Raw genomic sequence first — 17,153 nt, 5'->3', positions numbered from 1 at the left:
CTTAAGGCTCGTTTTTTTTTATGCATATACTCGAAATGAATCAGTTATATTTTTGATTTAAAAATTACCTTATAACCTCTGGGTAATTTATCTTACATAATTGTAAGTATCTGTTTACGATTTTGTAGGAGAACAAAATCACACAATTCACAACATTAAGACTGGTGTATACAACATAAATTTAGTTCTTTTGTGCAATTCATTTATGTTTATCCCGCTGTTAAGATGTTAATCATGTAATTAATGCATCCTGATGAATTGCATAATTATATGTAATCCGGGAAAAGCCTAAATGAAAATTTAGGCTTTTTTAACTATAATTTCTGGTTTTCAATAATAGATTCCGGATAAACAAGGAATACGATAGATGCGATATTTGAACTTTACACGGCAATACCTTTTGCCTGGAATTATATGCTTTATGCTATTTACCCTCTATCCGCAGGTTAGTCAGGAGGTGAACAGCAGGTTGCATCAGTTCAAGCTCATCACTACCGCAGAACAGCGATTCGAATATTTTTATGCCGACAGTGACCGCTATGCAACAGCGTCCGCTTACCGATGGCAGGAATTGATCAGGAATCTGATCAAAGACTCAGAGCAATCTTCCGATGTATACGATAAACAACGCTACCAAACGATGATGGTAACTGTTTATTATGATCTCGGTGATTATGAGAATGCAGCCTTGCTCGTCGAAGAATTACTGCAAAAGAAATCCCAGCTCGATCATAAAGTAAAGATCAGATTATTACATAATGCCGATAAGGTATATGCTGCGTTACAGTTCTTTAATAAACAATTGGAGATACGTAAGGAATTAAAGAATTCCGGGGAACAGGTTGTGTTGTATGATATTTATTCCAATCTCGGCTTGTACCGTCACGCACTGATGGATTATGGTATGGTATATCATGAACTGGAAACCGAAGGCACGTTGCTCGAAAAGGCTGTTTTTCATAATGATAAGGGAACTTTTCTCAGAAAAGATGGTTCCGTTTACAGTGCATATAAAGAATATGTGACCGGACTCGAATTCGTCGAAACGTTTATAGGGCAGGAAGGTGTTATTTCTGAAAAGGAATTTCGCAAGGCCGTAAACCTGAAAGGCAGTATCCTTGGGAATATGGGTAAATGTAAAATGGATCAGGGGAAATATGAAGAGGCGATACCCTATATAGAAGCCGGCATTTCCGCCAGTAAAAAATTCGATAAAGGTAAATTCTCTACCGCGACCGTTAATTATTGGTCAAATCTTGCAGAATGTTATCTGAATACCAATAGTCCGGAACTGGCCAGAACCTATCTCGACAGTATTGACCTGACCTATAAGAATCCGTACCTGCATTTGGTAAATTACAATAGGATTAAAGCCAAATTATATCTTAAAGAGAACAAACCGGATTCAGCGACTTTCTTTTTGAACAGTTATATGAAGACCAAAGATTCGATCGAGTATAGCGATATGAGGAAACAATTGCTGGGTCAACTGGTCGCTTTCGATATCGATGTTCAGACGAAGAGAAAACTTGAACAACAACGTCTTGATCTTGAAAGAAACAGGTCGGAAATTCTGGAAAGGGAGAAGACGATCTATCTGAGTATCGTAGCCTTGGTGTTCAGCGTACTTTGCGTATTCGCATTGATCATCGCTTATGTAAAAAGTATAAAGAATAAGCGATTGATCGAAAATCAAAAACGTATCATTGAGAATTCGCTTACCGAAAAAGATTCACTCCTAAAGGAGATCCATCATCGTGTGAAGAATAATTTGCAGATGGTATCGAGTTTGCTTAGCCTGCAGGCAAAAAATACTCGCAGCAGGGCCGCTATCAATGCCCTGGAAGAGGGGCAGAGCAGGGTAAAGGCGATGGCACTTATACATCAGAAACTTTATCAGAATGAAGATTTGTCGGTAATCGAGATGCAGGAATATATAGAATCTCTCATCGCGAGTATTCAATCGGTTTATAAAAAGGATGATGCCAAAGTAAATATTATCATCGACGCTAAAGGCACTCAGTTGGATGTTGACCGAGCGATTCCGATTGGATTAATACTGAACGAATTGGTGTCCAATTCCTTTAAATATGCATTTACAGAGACTAAATCAGGACATATTAAGATCAAGCTGACCGATGAAGGAGAACATGTGGCTTTCGAGTATAGCGATGATGGAATAGGACTTCCGGATGATTTTGAAACAGTGTCGACAGGATCGATGGGGTTAAACCTGATCAATAGGCTTGCTAATCAATTGCGTTCAAAACTTCAGATCGACAGAGATGTAAAAGGTGTTCGATTCTGGTTCAATTTTAGTTAAATTTGTACTTTTAGTAGTACAAATTCACAAATTTCCACATAATGAAAATTACTTTTTACGGACATGCAGCTTTAGGGATAGCTGTCAATGATGTACATATACTTGTCGATCCTTTTATCACACCCAATCCCAAAGCAGGTCATATCGATGTGAATTCCCTTAAAGCCGACTATATTCTGATTACACATGCTCATGGCGACCATATTGCGGATGTGGAACTTATCGCTAAGAACACCGGAGCTGTGATCATATCAAATGCGGAGATAGCTACCTATTATTCTCAAAAAGGGTTTGAAGCGCACCCGATGAATCATGGAGGAAGCTGGGATTTTGAATTCGGAATGCTAAAATATGTGATCGCCCACCATTCTTCTTCCTTTCCTGACGGAACTTATGGAGGACAACCCGGAGGATTTGTATTGGAAGGGGAACATAAGAACCTTTATATCGCAGGGGATACTGCCCTTACAATGGACATGAAACTGATACCGATGCATACACAACTCGATCTTGTCGTATTACCGATCGGTGATAATTTCACCATGGGGATTAAGGATGCGATCATCGCTTCAGATTTTGTGCAGTGTGACAAGGTACTGGGCTATCATTATGATACCTTTGGATATATCGAGATCGATCATGAAGAAGCAAAGAAAAGCTTTTATGATAAAGGGAAGGATCTAATGTTGTTGGAAATAGGTGAGAACATCGAACTTTGATGAAAGCATCCTGCCATCGATACATACTTCAGTTTAAGCAAGCCAGCGGAACTTCCCGGGGAATTTTAACAGAAAAGGAAACCTGGTTCATCATTTTGCAAGATCAGGAAAGAACCGGTATCGGTGAATGCGGAATTCTTCGTACCCTGAGTTATGATGACCGTCCGGATTATGAAGATAAATTGTCCTGGGTATGTGAGCATATAGAACTTGGAGAAGAAAAGTTATATGACGAATTAGAAGAGTTTCCTTCGATACGGTTCGGCCTGGAACAGGCCTTTCTTTCACTTCGATCAATAGATTGTTTTCAACTTTTTCCTTCAGAATTCACCTCTGGCCAATCAGCGATTCCAATCAACGGACTCATATGGATGGGAAAGGCTGATTTTATGGAACGACAGATTCGTGAAAAGCTCAATTCCGGATTTGATTGCATCAAACTGAAGATCGGTGCCATTGATTTTGAGACTGAATTGCATCTGATCAGTAGTATCCGAAAAAAATTCTCTCCTGACGACATTGAGATCAGAGTAGATGCGAACGGAGCTTTTGGCGCTGATGTCGTAATGTCCAGGCTGGAGGCACTGAGTAAGTATCATCTGCATTCCATCGAACAGCCTGTTAAAGCCGGAAACCCGGAATTGATGTGCAAAGTCTGTGCTAATACCCCTTTACCCGTTGCGTTAGATGAGGAGCTGATCGGCGTGCAAACTGTAACAAAACGACGGGATTTACTACAAATGATTAAACCGCAATATATCATTCTCAAGCCTTCCCTGGTAGGAGGCTACCGCGATTCGGAAGAATGGATCAGACTCGCTGAAGCGGTAGGAGCGGGGTGGTGGATTACCAGTGCCCTGGAAAGTAATATTGGCCTTAATGCCATTGCTCAATGGACCTATACGCTGAATAGCGATATGCCACAAGGGTTGGGTACCGGAGGATTATATACGAATAATATAGAGGCCCCACTGGTGGTTCAGGAGGGCTTTTTAAGAATTAATCCCGGACGTAACTGGAATATTGATTCTGTTTTAAAGAAAATTGCAAAGAATTAACTGAACATATATGTATATAGAACAAGCTTTTAAAAGTAAACACGAGGTATGGAGATATATTTTTATCCCACTTGGATTCTTCGGACTGATGGCACTCAATTATCTGGCGATTCTTTTATTGAATATTGACGTTGAATCGATGATGGAGACTCAGATAGCGCAGCGAGGAGAAATCAGTGTGCTGGTAGAATTACTGGCTCCGTTGGCAATCGGCTTGGGAATCTTGTTTCTCTGGGTTAAGTTTATACATAAGCAATCTATACGCAGTCTTACCACTTCCCGAAAAAAAGTGGACTGGAAAAGGATCTTCTTTGCCTTTTCGCTATGGGGGATCATTACTTCTGGATTGATTTTTCTCGATTACTATCTGAATCCGGAAGATTATGTCTGGAATTTTCAGTTAGAACCCTTTCTTTGGTTGCTGTTGATCGGAGTAGCATTGATACCATTACAGACCAGTTTTGAGGAGTATCTATTTCGGGGATATCTCATGCAGGGGATCGGGGTAAACTATAAGAGTAAACTGTTTCCCCTGATTTTTACTTCGGTACTTTTTGGTATGATGCATATCGGGAATCCGGAGGTGGCAAAACTAGGGTACGGTATTCTCGTCTATTATATCGGTACAGGTTTCTTTCTGGGAATCATTACGCTGATGGATGAAGGATTAGAACTGGCGTTGGGTTTTCATGCGGCAAATAACCTGATCTCAGCATTACTGTTGACAGCACAGTGGACTGCATTTCAAACTCCTTCGGTATTAAAGGATGTTTCCAAACCGGAAATGGGATATGATGTGTTGGTTCCTGTTTTTGTGGTCTTTCCTTTGTTGATCCTTATTTTTGCAAAGAAGTATCGCTGGTCAAACTGGAAGTACAAACTTGCAGGGCCGGTAATTCCGCCAGTAGAAGAAAATGCAGTAGCGCCCTCTCAGGAAAATTCGGTTTTATAGCAAGAGATTCCTTTTAATAATTCATTGGATGACGTACCTTTACGTCATGAATCCTACATTTGAGAACATTCATAACAGGTTCCGTCTTAACGGAAATTATTATGACAGAGAAGACCTTAAAGAGGTTGCGTACAGTTTTGTAAAGGAAGGAAAATCATTTGAAAAGTCGATCGGAGAGTTTCTTATGGATTGGCTGGATGATGGTGATTATGTAAGGGTTAAGACTTCAGGTTCGACAGGTGAGCCTAAATCGATCGACCTTCATAAGCAGCATATGGTAAATTCTGCCATCGCATCCGGTGATTTTTTTGGAATTTCCGTCGGTGATAGCGCATTACATTGTCTGCCTGCCCGATTCATCGCAGGTAAGATGATGTTGGTTCGTGCAATGATCCTCGGGCTCGAAATAGACCTTATAGAACCTTCTTTAAATCCTTTAGCGAATATTTCACGGGAGTATGATTTTTCGGCCATGATACCGCTTCAAGTGATGAATTCACTGGGTAAACTCGACCAGATCAAAAAGATTATAGTTGGAGGGGCTCCAGTGAGTAAAGAATTGATCGAAGGCCTTCAGGATCGGAAAACCCTGACCTTTGAGACCTATGGAATGACAGAAACGGTAACTCATATTGCGGCAAAGCAACTCAATAACTTTCGCAGTACCACAGCCTTGCGTAATGCACATTTCAGAGTGCTTCCCAATATTACGATTTCTGTTGATGAACGCAATTGTCTGATCATCGATGCACCGAATATTTCCAATGAGACCATTGTTACCAACGATATCGTTCATTTAGTGGCAGAGGATGCCTTTGACTGGCTTGGCAGGTATGATAATGTGATCAATTCCGGAGGGATTAAACTGATTCCTGAACAGATTGAGGATAAGTTGGCGGAGTATATCAACCGAAGATATTTTGTTTATGGTATTCCCGATGAGAAACTTGGAGAGAAGATGGTGTTGGTGATCGAAGGATCTGAATCTGAGAAACAGGATTTTGAAGAAAGAATATCAAAAATCAAATCACTTGATAAATATGAATTGCCGAAGGATATATTTTTCAGTGAAAGCTTTGATGAAACTGAGAACGCAAAGGTGATTCGTTCGAGTACTATTGAAAGTATACTCAACGGAAAAAAATAAATAAAAAAAAGCCGCCTTTCACGAGCGGCTTTTTTATTTTAAATCGAATTCACTGTTGCATTTTGAAATAATAGTCTGCAGAATGCTTGCCACTTCCATAAAACAGGAAGAAAATACAAACCACTAGTGTCAGAGAAGCCATGATGAGATTTCCCGTGTGCATCTCTCCGGTGAAATTTATGATAACCGCTCCCAGTAGAATAGGGAGTTGTGCAATTACAGACCACCGTGTTAGTAACCCGAAGGCAATAAGAATTCCACCTACCAGGTGAGCAGGAGCTACATAATGTATCATCATCATTGAACCTGCCATATTTTGCATAGGCTTGATCAGATCAACGAGATATTGGCTGTTGGCAAGGAATTTAGTTCCCTGTATAAAAAGGAACACTCCCAGCGCTATTCTCAAAAGATCAAGTGGGTAATAAGTATGAGCATTCGCCCACTTATTAAGATTTTTTACAGTTCCCATAATTTTAAGATTTAATAGTATAAGTTACTTAAAATTAAGGATTTGATAAAATATTAACCTTGAATTTTACGCATTTATAAATACTAGGTTTGTATTACCCCTGGATTATAGCGTTCAGTGATCGGAGCGTGGTTCGCTGCCTCGATACCCATACTGACCCATTTTCTGGTTTCTACAGGATCGATAACCGCATCGGTCCATAACCGCGCAGCTGCATAATAAGGAGATACCTGGTCGTCGTATTTGGTCTTGATACTATTGAATAGTTCTTCCTCCTTCTCTTTGGAAATTTCAATACCTTTTTTCTTTAGAGAAGCAGTTTCGATCTGCAGTAAAACTTTGGCTGCCTGAGCGCCTCCCATAACAGCAAGCTGGGCACTAGGCCATGCAATAATAAGTCTGGGGTCATATGCTTTACCACACATCGCATAGTTACCTGCACCATATGAATTCCCAATAATTACGGTAAATTTTGGAACGACCGAGTTACTTACTGCATTTACCATCTTTGCGCCATCCTTAATGATTCCACCGTGCTCTGATTTACTGCCCACCATAAAGCCGGTGACATCCTGTAAAAAAAGCAGGGGAATTTTTTTCTGATTGCAGTTCGCAATAAATCGGGTGGCTTTATCCGCAGAATCCGAATAGATCACTCCACCGAATTGCATTTCTCCTTTTTTGGTTTTTACCACTTTTCGCTGATTGGCTACAATTCCTACGGCCCATCCATCGATACGGGCATAGGCGGTAATGATGGTTTGACCGTACTCTGCTTTGTATTCTTCATATTCAGAATTATCGACCAGTCGTTCGATGATCTCCTTCATGTCATATTGTTCGGTTCTATTCTTTGGAAGGATTCCGTATACATCCTGAACCTCTTTTAAAGGTTTGGTGGGTTTTATACGATTAAAGCCTGCATCCTCAGACATTCCGATCTTATCGATAATATTTCGGATCGTGTCCAGCGCATCTTTATCATCTTTAGATTTATAATCGGTAACCCCACTGATCTCACAATGAGTAGTTGCACCGCCGAGTGTTTCATTGTCGATTACTTCACCGATGGCTGCTTTTACAAGATAGCTACCAGCCAGAAAGATACTACCGGTTTTATCGACGATTAGCGCTTCATCACTCATAATCGGCAAATAAGCACCCCCAGCTACACAGCTGCCCATTACTGCAGCGATCTGAGTTATTCCCATACTGCTCATTCGGGCGTTGTTTCTGAAAATTCGGCCGAAATGCTCTTTATCGGGGAAGATCTCATCCTGCATTGGGAGGTAAACGCCGGCACTGTCAACCAGGTAAATGATAGGCAACCGGTTTTCCATAGCGATTTCCTGAGCTCGAAGATTTTTTTTACCGGTGATCGGGAACCAGGCACCTGCCTTTACCGTTGCGTCATTCGCGACCACTACACATTGCCTGCCTTTGATATATCCGATGACCACCACAACGCCTCCGGAAGGGCAACCACCATGCTCCTTATACATTTCATCTCCGGCAAATGCACCGATCTCGATCTGTTTACTTCCCTGATCGAGCAGGAAGTCGATTCTTTCTCTGGCAGTTAATTTTCCTTGCTGATGTTGTTTTTCGATCCTTTTATCTCCGCCACCTTTTCTGACTTTGGCAAATCGGGTCTTTAGGTCGGATACTAATAGTTTATTGGCGTCTTCGTTCTTATTGAAATTGATATCCATCTTGCTGGTTTTCGTATAAATGGCAGCGAAAAGGTAACACGGCCGTAAAGAACCCTGTTTAACATTACCTTTAAATACTGGTGTTCCGGGCTAAAATACAAAATCAACAGGGAATTAAATCGACATTATTTCCTTAAATTGTAGCATATTTGCAGGCAGAAATATTTATATACGCCTGAACAAAAATTACTGCTAATGGGAATGAATAAAAATACGGTGTTGGCCTGGGCCACATGGATTATGATAATAGTGGGAATCGGATTGATCGCTATGGGCGCTTTCAGATATACCGAGGTTGCCGGATATGGTTTCGCTGCCGTAGGTATTGGTTTTTTTGCCATCGCATGGGTTTTTAATGCGCTGAAAGGCAGGGTTTAATATCGTTAAGTTGAAATTTAAAATTTAAATTTAAGTGTATGTCAGATGATAAGAAAGTGATATTCTCGATGTCGGGAGTATCCAAAACTTTTCCAAATACCAATAAACAGGTTCTGAAGGATATCTATCTGAGTTTCTTTTATGGAGCAAAGATTGGAATCCTGGGTTTGAACGGATCCGGTAAATCAACGTTACTCCGAATCATTGCAGGGGAAGAAAAGAATTATCAGGGTGATGTGGTTTTCTCTCCGGGGTATTCTGTAGGGTATCTGGCTCAGGAACCTCGGCTTGATGAATCCAAAACGGTTATAGAGATTGTCAAAGAAGGGGTTTCCGAGATCGTAGATATCCTGGATGAATACAATAAGATCAATGATATGTTCGGATTGCCGGAGGTTTATGAAGATGCAGATAAAATGCAAAAACTTATGGACCGTCAGGCTGAACTTCAGGATAAGATCGATGCGACAAATGCATGGGAACTGGATAACAAACTGGAAGTGGCTATGGACGCTTTGCGTACGCCAGAACCGGATACACCTATCAGTGTATTATCCGGTGGTGAACGCCGTAGAGTTGCATTATGCCGATTGTTATTGAAACAGCCGGATATACTTTTACTGGATGAGCCTACCAACCACCTGGATGCAGAATCCGTATTATGGTTGGAACAACATCTTCAGCAATATAAAGGAACAGTGATCGCGGTAACTCACGATCGTTATTTTCTTGATAATGTTGCCGGATGGATTCTTGAACTGGACAGAGGGGAGGGAATTCCCTGGAAAGGAAACTATTCTTCCTGGCTCGATCAGAAATCCAAGCGTTTGGCTCAGGAACAGAAGCAGGCCTCTAAACGTCAGAAAACGCTGGAACGTGAATTGGAATGGGTTCGAATGGCACCAAAAGGGAGACAGTCAAAGCAAAAGGCTCGTTTGAACAATTACGATAAATTATTAAGCGAGGATCAGAAAAAATTGGATGAGAAACTTGAAATTTATATCCCGAATGGTCCGCGTTTAGGAACGAATGTGATCGAAGCGAAACATGTGGCAAAGGCATTTGAGGATAAATTATTATATGAAGATCTGAACTTCAATCTTCCTCAGGCAGGTATCGTTGGTATTATAGGTCCTAACGGAGCCGGTAAAAGTACTATTTTCAGAATGATCATGGATGAGGTGGAAGCCGATAAGGGAAGCTTCGAAGTTGGGGATACGGTGAAGATCGCTTATGTGGATCAGACGCATAAAAATATCGATACCGAAAAGTCTATCTGGGAGAACTTCTCCGACGGACAGGAACTCGTGATGATGGGTGGCCGCCAGGTGAATTCCAGAGCTTATTTGAGTCGATTTAATTTCTCTGGTAGTGAGCAGAATAAGAAAGTTAAAACCCTTTCAGGTGGGGAGCGTAACCGTCTGCATCTTGCTATGACCCTTAAAGAAGAGGGCAATGTATTATTGCTGGATGAGCCCACCAATGACCTGGATGTAAATACACTTCGTGCTTTAGAAGAAGGTCTCGAAAATTTTGCCGGATGTGCGGTGATCATTTCACACGATCGTTGGTTTCTGGATCGTGTTTGTACACACATTCTTGCCTTTGAAGGAGATTCTCAGGTATATTTCTTCGAAGGAGGATTTTCAGACTATGAAGAGAACAAGAAAAAACGTTTGGGAATTGATGTTACTCCGAAACGTATTAAATATAAAAAGCTCATCAGAGACTAAATTAAAAAGCCGTGATTCAGTCACGGCTTTTTTTATTTAAGATTTTGGATACCAATCTTTCAAACGGACCTCGATGTTTGGGTCGTTGTCATTGACTATTTTTTTAAAGGTCGCTACATCACTCATATCCGGTCTCCCGCGATAATGATAGGGATAGACAATTCCAGGCTTGAATTCAAGTACGGCATCAGCCGCCTGATCGACATCCATCGTATAGGGAAGGTTCATGCAAACAAAGGCTATATCGATACCCTTCAGGTTTCTCATTTCAGGAATACCTTCTGTGTCACCACTTATATAGACAGTGGTTTTCCCTAAGGTTAACACATAACCATTTCCGCGTCCTTTTACATGAGGTGCATCATCCGCTTCCGGAAGATTATACATGGGGATGGCTTTTATAGTAATACCTTCAGCGTCTTTTGAATCGCCATTATTGAGTACTACCGTTTGTTCTTTCATCGTATCATTCATCTTATCATAGACTGCTTTTGGCGCAATGATCAATGAATTTTCAGGATCGATAGCCTCCAATGTCGCTGTATCGTAATGATCTCCGTGAATGTCTGTGATAAGAATTATGTCGGGTGATGGCAGTGATTCATAGAGGGCAGCCCCTCCATACGGATCGATATAGATACTCTTGCCGGAATACTCGAGAGCCAGAGAACCATGATAAACAGGCTGTATATGCAAGTCACCGATCTTATCACCTTCAGCGATTTGTGCCTTTAATCCAATACAGATCAGTAATAGCGATAAATGTAAAATGATTTTCATAATGGAACGTTTTATCTTAAAAGTACGAAAAATGATCGACCTTATAATCTGGAGAAGAAAATGTTTGGTACGGTAAGACGTGTATTTTATTGAAAATACAGAATAATACTGACCAGGTGATTCTTACATCCCATTAAGATGTAAAATGGAAAGTTCCGATTTAAATTTTTGCAGTGGTACTTAAACGAGCCTTGAGCTTATTGTTTTCAGCTTTTAACTTCAAATTGCGATACAGTGCAACACCCAGGATAACAAGGCATATAATGAATCCTGTAGAGAGCAATGAAGTAATTCTAAGGACGTTTATTTCCTGAATTAGCGTTATCATTGGTAGTAGATTTAGGTAAAATTTGGGTTTCTTTACCTTCAAATATAGCATTTTAGTCGAATATTCAGGTATTTAGTATTGAAAATGTAGTATTTTTTGTATGTAATTTCGACGTATTACCTCTTTTTGTTTTTGATACCGGCTATTTTCTGATGAAATCAGAGATCAGGGTTGCAATCGCATTCCCGGTTCTTTCCGCAGAAATCTGATCATTTGTATCGATAGGAGCTTCTGATATATGCAGATATATAGCATTTTTGGGTTTAGACAACTTATAGACCATGTGTCGAACGGTATCCAGATCAAATCCTGAAACAGCCTTTGAGGTAAGGGAAGCGATCGGGATAACATTAAATGCTATCTCCACCCCGAAGGCATTCGGTTTGATGAAATCGGTCATGTCCAGTAGCTCATAGTCGAAACCTTTCTCTCTTCGAATAAAAAGATCCTCATACGTTGTGATTTTTATCCGATCTTCATTTTTAATCCTTTTGATCACCTTTTTAGGAACATGATTCTCCTGCATACCGAATAAGGCATATCTGTTGAGAAAACCTTCATAAAAGGCATATGAGAATCCATTCTTATGATGTCGATGATTTCTTTTTCTGAATCCGGCGACCGGAGAGATATTAATCGCGTTTATTGCGCCACCCATAGCAAGGGAAGAACCCTTGATGATACCATAAGAATTATTCTGGCCACCACCGATGATGATTGGCTTTTTACCGCTGGCAACGATCTGGTGTACCAAGTTTGTAACTTCTTTATCCAGCTGGACCGTAAGGTCTGCTGCGGCATCGGTTTTATCCTTACCATCGAGAGCATCGATCTCATCCAGGTATTTTTTGAGATTCATATGGCCTAGTAAAAGTACCTTGGGGGCCTTGATAAAACTGTTGCCCTGAAGGTTTACAAATGCCTTAAGTGTGGCTTCCCAGGTATTTCTGGAGCCTTCTGTACCTTCGTTAGCCAAAATGCCGAGATCCTCGGGGATACCAAACATCACATATTTTGCCTGAGAATCAGCAAGAGTGTGTTCCAACGAGTCATCAGGGTTCAATAATTCCACTATTTCCCCTAATTTTTTTTCTCCCGATTTGCTTTCTGTCAGAGAAAGTACAGACTTTAATGTGTAAGTGGTTAATAATGAGGGCATTTGTATTTAAATTATTGTTAAATGCATGCGAAAATAATCTAAAAATAGTTTTCGCTCGTATATAATACCGTAGGCCAATTTAAAAAAGTTTGTTTAAATTGTGATACCCAAATTAATATAAATAACAAATTATGACTGAGACAAAAAGTAATAACAGTTTAAAAGTGATCGCAGGACTACTCGGTGTAGCCTTTGTGGGTCTTTTGATCTATACGATCACCCTTTATGGTGATAAGCAGGAAACCACTAAAAAGCTTAATCGCGAAAAGGATTTGGTAATTGAAGATCTCAATAATCTGAAATCAGATTATGATCGTGCTATCTCTGATAGTGAAGCCGCTAATGCAGAATTGGTAGAAGCAAGAAATAAAATCGCTACTTACATTGATTCTGTGAAGACGATGAGAGCGGATATCGATGCCTTGTCAAGATATAGAAGACAAGTTCGTCAATTGACCAAGGAAAGAGAATACCTGCTTGCACAGAATGATTCCCTAAGAACGTCGAACACGCTTCTTGCTATGGAGATCGATAGTACTAAAGTTGCTTTGGAAGAACAATCGATGTTCACCGATTCTTTATTGGTACAGAACACACAGCTTGCTAAAGTTGTAGAGAGTGGTTCAGCTCTTGGACTAAGTAAATTTACTGTAGAAGCAGTGAAAGAACGTAGCAGTGGAAAACTTGTTACCGTAACCAATAACAGAAGAGCTGATAAGATAAGAATTTGTTATACTGTAGCATCTAACAGAATTGCGAAGCCGGGTGCAAAACAATTTTACATTCAGGTTTCTGATCCTTCCGGAACCATTATGGGAGAGCGTGCTGTTGCTGCAAAAGAGGCTACCGATGAAGCAGAGGCAGTTAGCATTACCTATAGTAAGGCTTCAAGTTTCTACTATGAGAACTCCGTTCTGGATGTATGTGACTTTATCAACAAACCGGGTTCTGATTTCCCTGAAGGAAATTATACGGTTGTAGTTTATGATCAAAACCTTAATGAATTAGGTTCAGCTCAGTTTGAATTGAAATAATAATTCGTGAAATAGATAAAGGAAACACCGCAATTGCGGTGTTTTTTTTGTTTAAGCCCATAAGAACATCAGAAAAGAGGCGATTAGTCCGGTAATCGCCAGAATCACAGTCATCATACTCCAGGATGCGAAAGTCTGCTTCTCCGTTAAGCCCAGATATTGGCTTACCAACCAGAATCCGCTATCGTTTACATGTGAAAAAATGGAAGCTCCGGAAGCTATTGAAGTTACAAGGCATCCAAGTCCGAAAGCCGAGATGCTTCCGGGTTCAATAATTGGGGCAACCATACCGGCAGCTGTGATCATGGCAACGGTCGCGGAGCCCTGGATCACTCGCACCAGTGCAGCGATTATAAATGCGAACAGAACGATAGGAAATCCACTCTCGGCCAATGTTTCAGCAAGCATTTTTCCGGCGCCGGTATTCATAAGGAATTGTTTGAATACCCCACCAGCACCAGTGATCAGTATAATGAGACCGGCCGGTGCCATAGCTTGCGAAGTAATATCTAACAATTGTTTAGCCGTGAATTTTCGTCGGATACCAAGGGCATACCAAGCGATGAGATTTGCAATGATCAAGGCGCCGAACGGATGACCTGCAATATCAAGAAAATCAATAAGAAATTTAGGCACCCCTGATAACAGTCCGCTGCTCACAAATGTATTTCCAAGGATTAGCAGCATAGGAATTAGAATGATCGAAGCTACGATTCCGAATCCGGGTAGTGTACCATTGTCGATTTCTTTTTCCGCTTTCATTTCAAAAGGTACTTCAATCATGATCTTTTTCCCGATATATTTTCCAAAGTATAAACCGCTCAATAGGGCCGCCGGAATCCCGGCGATTAACCCGGTAATGATAACGGTACCCAGATCGACGCCAATGATGTCGGCTACTGCAATCGGGCCGGGTGTCGGAGGAATAAAAGCATGAGTGACAGCAAGACCTGACAGCAGTGGAATGGCATATAAAAGCAGTGATTTACCTGTCCGTTTTTGAATAGCGTAGATCACGGGAACCATCAGAATGAATCCTACCTCAAAGAATACCGGAATCGCTATTATAAATCCCGATAATACCATAGCGAGCGAAGCATTTTTAACGCCTAACTTTTGTATGAAATGATCGGCGATAACTCTGGCTCCTCCTGAACTTTCAAGAATGGCTCCAAACATCGCTCCAAGGCCGACCACAGTTGCCACAAAACCCAGTGTACTTCCCATTCCTTCCTGGATAGTCAGGATGATCGATTTAGAATCCATTCCTGCAATCAATCCCACGACAATCCCAGCCAGCATCAACGCCAGAAATGCATGAAACCGAAATTTTATAATTAGAAGGAGTAGGATGGTAATACCGCATAGTACGGCAAAAAGCAGCTGATAATCAATCATAGATGTATAGATTTAGTACCATAATGTATGTACAGGTTTCTGTTCCGGGTCATCGATTCGCAAGTACGTATGCGCCCCGAAATAATCCCGTTGTGCCTGTATTAGATTTGCCGGTAAATTTTTGGTAGTCATTCCATATAAATAGTTCAGGGCAGCACTATGGCAAGGCAGAGGTACCTGGAGATCGATCCCTAGTTTGCAAGTTGACTGTAGCGACTTTTTGTATTCAGCGATACGGTTGGTTATGTCTTCTGCGTACAATAATCTCGGCTCATTCTTTAAGGTCACCGTTACTGTATCCATAAGATCAGAACGTATGATACACCCATTTGTCCATATCCTGGCTATCTCTGCGGTATTCAGGTTCCAGTTGTATTGATCGGATGCAGTTCTTAGTAATTCGAATCCTTGTACATGGTTTAAGATTCTGGCAAGTTTATAACCGTTATAGGAGGATGACAGATCTGCATCCTGTTTTGGTTTTTCCGGGAATATTCGATTTGAAAGATCGATTCGTGCTGCTTTGAGGGAGGATACATAGCGTGCGAAGAGAGCCTCACTGATCATAGTTGCCGGCACACCTAATTCACTCGCAGCGATCGTCGCCCAGTTTCCGGTGCCTTTATTGGAGGCTTTGTCCAGAATTAAATCCAGCAAGAAATGATTCCCTTCTTTGTGATTCAGAATCTTCAGGGTGATCTCAAGCAGATAACTGTTGTGTTCGCTTGAAAGTTTCGTTTTTAATAGGGTTGCAATCTCCGCATTGTTAAGGCCGGCAGATTTATGAAGATGATACAATTCGGCAAGCAATTGCATTTCGGCATATTCAATTCCATTATGGACCATTTTTACAAAGTGACCACTACCTTCAGGTCCGATTAAAGAGCAACAGGGTTTTCCATGATTATCCAGCGCTGCCATTGCCTCTAAAGGGGCCTGTACCTTGAGATAAGCATGGTTTGTGCCACCGGGCATAAGTGAAGGGCCTGACAAAGCACCGGCTTCACCACCAGAAATACCACAGCCGATAAAGTCTATTCCGTATTTTACCAGTTCCTGGAACCTTCTGTTGGTATCTGTATAATGAGAATTACCACCATCGATCAATACACTCCCTTTATCCAGTAAAGGAATTAATTCCTGTACAACCAGATCTACGGCTTTTCCGGCACTGATCATAATCAGAATACGGGCAGGGGATTGTAGTGATTCCGTAAATTGTTTCAGATCTTCGAAAGCTAAGGCTTCCTTTAGTTCCTCATGTTCAGACTTGAAATCAATGGCAACATTTTCTTCTTTTGCCTTAACATACCGGTTAAACATCGAAACTCGAAAGCCTTTGGCTGCGAGATTCCGGCACAGGCTTTTCCCCATTACTCCAAGTCCGATAATTCCAATATCTGATTTTTTCATAAGTTGCTCTTCTAATTCCTGAACAATGATTTCCGGAGAATTCGTAATATTTACCTCGATCGCATTTTCAGGGTTTTCCAGGATTGAAAACTGAGAATTCAGTAATGAAGCTGGCATAAAATGCCCTGGTCTGGAAGTCAGGCGAGATGCGATGGTTTGGAGATCACCATTCAAAAAAACAAATTTTACATTCTCTTGTATTTCCCTAGCCAATATAGTTCTGTATTGCTGCTTAAGTGCAGAACAAGCCATGATAACCGATCGATTAGCCGCTATGTATTTTTGACATTCGCGATTGATCCTTTGAAGCCAGTCTTTACGATCGGCATCTTCCAGAGGAATTCCCGAGGCCATTTTTCTGATATTGCTTTGAGGATGAAAATCGTCTCCATCTAAAAAAGGTATTCCCGTTCTTTCTGAAAGTAATTTACCAATGGTAGTTTTTCCGGATCCGGAAACCCCCATCACAAAAATGGCAAGAGGACGCATAGGCTTCTTTATGCTTTGATTCCTTCTAAGATAATAAAAATGAGTGATTGTGGTAAAA

At 40.9% G+C, this 17,153-nt stretch carries 14 protein-coding genes; 8 read left to right on the top strand and 6 right to left on the bottom strand.

Annotated elements, in window-relative coordinates; all coding sequences use genetic code 11:
* Positions 1–421 precede the first annotated feature (421 nt).
* The 5 genes from DMZ48_RS06540 to DMZ48_RS06520 are packed head-to-tail and all read left to right on the top strand — an operon-like array spanning position 422 to position 6,199.
* Positions 422–2,323, top strand: a complete 1,902-nt coding sequence (locus DMZ48_RS06540) for a histidine kinase dimerization/phosphoacceptor domain -containing protein (protein ID WP_162558674.1) — start codon at positions 422–424, stop codon at positions 2,321–2,323.
* Positions 2,324–2,364: 41 nt separating this feature from the next.
* Positions 2,365–3,042 carry a metal-dependent hydrolase gene (locus DMZ48_RS06535; protein WP_143954309.1) on the top strand — a complete coding sequence of 226 codons (678 nt, stop codon included), beginning with the start codon at positions 2,365–2,367 and terminating at the stop codon, positions 3,040–3,042.
* A complete protein-coding gene (locus DMZ48_RS06530) occupies positions 3,042–4,100 on the top strand; it encodes an o-succinylbenzoate synthase (RefSeq protein WP_143954308.1) in 1,059 nt (352 codons plus the stop codon). Before DMZ48_RS06535 ends, DMZ48_RS06530 begins: the two co-directional genes overlap by 1 nt.
* 10 nt (positions 4,101–4,110) lie before the next feature.
* Entirely contained in the window at positions 4,111–5,052 is a 942-nt protein-coding gene (locus DMZ48_RS06525; RefSeq protein ID WP_143954307.1) for a CPBP family intramembrane glutamic endopeptidase, read from the top strand.
* Between the two features lie 46 nt (positions 5,053–5,098).
* Entirely contained in the window at positions 5,099–6,199 is a 1,101-nt protein-coding gene (locus DMZ48_RS06520; RefSeq protein WP_143954306.1) for an AMP-binding protein, read from the top strand.
* Positions 6,200–6,248: 49 nt separating this feature from the next.
* On the opposite strand, the gene DMZ48_RS06515 is transcribed toward DMZ48_RS06520, so the two are convergent.
* Both DMZ48_RS06515 and DMZ48_RS06510 read right to left on the bottom strand, forming a co-directional pair.
* Positions 6,249–6,671: a DoxX family protein gene (locus DMZ48_RS06515; protein ID WP_143954305.1), complete on the bottom strand. Its 423-nt coding sequence runs from the start codon at positions 6,669–6,671 to the stop codon at positions 6,249–6,251.
* Between the two features lie 83 nt (positions 6,672–6,754).
* Complete coding sequence (locus tag DMZ48_RS06510; RefSeq protein ID WP_143954304.1) at positions 6,755–8,383, bottom strand: acyl-CoA carboxylase subunit beta; 1,629 nt, start codon at positions 8,381–8,383, stop codon at positions 6,755–6,757.
* 201 nt (positions 8,384–8,584) lie between these two features.
* On the opposite strand from DMZ48_RS06510, the gene DMZ48_RS06505 reads away from it, so the two are divergent.
* Positions 8,585–8,761, top strand: a complete 177-nt coding sequence (locus tag DMZ48_RS06505; protein WP_242009141.1) for a CAL67264 family membrane protein — start codon at positions 8,585–8,587, stop codon at positions 8,759–8,761.
* A 38-nt stretch (positions 8,762–8,799) separates the two neighbouring features.
* Positions 8,800–10,494: an energy-dependent translational throttle protein EttA gene (gene ettA / locus DMZ48_RS06500; protein WP_143954302.1), complete on the top strand. Its 1,695-nt coding sequence runs from the start codon at positions 8,800–8,802 to the stop codon at positions 10,492–10,494.
* A gap of 36 nt (positions 10,495–10,530) precedes the next feature.
* On the opposite strand, the gene DMZ48_RS06495 is transcribed toward ettA, so the two are convergent.
* Entirely contained in the window at positions 10,531–11,274 is a 744-nt protein-coding gene (locus DMZ48_RS06495; RefSeq protein ID WP_143954301.1) for an MBL fold metallo-hydrolase, read from the bottom strand.
* Positions 11,275–11,744: 470 nt separating this feature from the next.
* Positions 11,745–12,761, bottom strand: coding sequence for an arginase family protein (locus DMZ48_RS06490; protein ID WP_143954300.1), 1,017 nt, complete (start codon positions 12,759–12,761; stop codon positions 11,745–11,747).
* A gap of 131 nt (positions 12,762–12,892) precedes the next feature.
* On the opposite strand from DMZ48_RS06490, the gene DMZ48_RS06485 reads away from it, so the two are divergent.
* Positions 12,893–13,795 carry a synaptonemal complex protein 1 gene (locus DMZ48_RS06485; RefSeq protein ID WP_143954299.1) on the top strand — a complete coding sequence of 301 codons (903 nt, stop codon included), beginning with the start codon at positions 12,893–12,895 and terminating at the stop codon, positions 13,793–13,795.
* Positions 13,796–13,846: 51 nt separating this feature from the next.
* On the opposite strand, the gene DMZ48_RS06480 is transcribed toward DMZ48_RS06485, so the two are convergent.
* Positions 13,847–15,193, bottom strand: a complete 1,347-nt coding sequence (locus DMZ48_RS06480; protein WP_143954298.1) for a GntP family permease — start codon at positions 15,191–15,193, stop codon at positions 13,847–13,849.
* A 12-nt stretch (positions 15,194–15,205) separates the two neighbouring features.
* The gene (gene gndA / locus DMZ48_RS06475; protein ID WP_143954297.1) at positions 15,206–17,095 is read right to left on the bottom strand and encodes an NADP-dependent phosphogluconate dehydrogenase; all 1,890 of its coding nucleotides are present in this window, start codon (positions 17,093–17,095) and stop codon (positions 15,206–15,208) included.
* Positions 17,096–17,153: the final 58 nt, after the last annotated feature.

Source organism: Robertkochia solimangrovi (assembly GCF_007279655.1).
GTDB classification, from domain to species: Bacteria; Bacteroidota; Bacteroidia; order Flavobacteriales; family Flavobacteriaceae; genus Robertkochia; species Robertkochia solimangrovi.
Note: the sequence above shows the minus strand (reverse complement) of the source record. Positions and strands in the feature narration are given on the sequence as shown.

Excerpts from the sequence above, each read along its gene's own strand:
- DMZ48_RS06540 (WP_162558674.1), top strand. The coding sequence starts at position 422 with ATGCTATTTACCCTCTATCCGCAGGTTAGTCAGGAGGTGAACAGCAGG.
- DMZ48_RS06535 (WP_143954309.1), top strand. The coding sequence starts at position 2,365 with ATGAAAATTACTTTTTACGGACATGCAGCTTTAGGGATAGCTGTCAAT.
- DMZ48_RS06530 (WP_143954308.1), top strand. The coding sequence starts at position 3,042 with ATGAAAGCATCCTGCCATCGATACATACTTCAGTTTAAGCAAGCCAGC.
- DMZ48_RS06525 (WP_143954307.1), top strand. The coding sequence starts at position 4,111 with ATGTATATAGAACAAGCTTTTAAAAGTAAACACGAGGTATGGAGATAT.
- DMZ48_RS06520 (WP_143954306.1), top strand. The coding sequence starts at position 5,099 with ATGAATCCTACATTTGAGAACATTCATAACAGGTTCCGTCTTAACGGA.
- DMZ48_RS06515 (WP_143954305.1), bottom strand. The coding sequence starts at position 6,671 with ATGGGAACTGTAAAAAATCTTAATAAGTGGGCGAATGCTCATACTTAT.
- DMZ48_RS06510 (WP_143954304.1), bottom strand. The coding sequence starts at position 8,383 with ATGGATATCAATTTCAATAAGAACGAAGACGCCAATAAACTATTAGTA.
- DMZ48_RS06505 (WP_242009141.1), top strand. The coding sequence starts at position 8,585 with ATGAATAAAAATACGGTGTTGGCCTGGGCCACATGGATTATGATAATA.
- ettA (WP_143954302.1), top strand. The coding sequence starts at position 8,800 with ATGTCAGATGATAAGAAAGTGATATTCTCGATGTCGGGAGTATCCAAA.
- DMZ48_RS06495 (WP_143954301.1), bottom strand. The coding sequence starts at position 11,274 with ATGAAAATCATTTTACATTTATCGCTATTACTGATCTGTATTGGATTA.
- DMZ48_RS06490 (WP_143954300.1), bottom strand. The coding sequence starts at position 12,761 with ATGCCCTCATTATTAACCACTTACACATTAAAGTCTGTACTTTCTCTG.
- DMZ48_RS06485 (WP_143954299.1), top strand. The coding sequence starts at position 12,893 with ATGACTGAGACAAAAAGTAATAACAGTTTAAAAGTGATCGCAGGACTA.
- DMZ48_RS06480 (WP_143954298.1), bottom strand. The coding sequence starts at position 15,193 with ATGATTGATTATCAGCTGCTTTTTGCCGTACTATGCGGTATTACCATC.
- gndA (WP_143954297.1), bottom strand. The coding sequence starts at position 17,095 with ATGCGTCCTCTTGCCATTTTTGTGATGGGGGTTTCCGGATCCGGAAAA.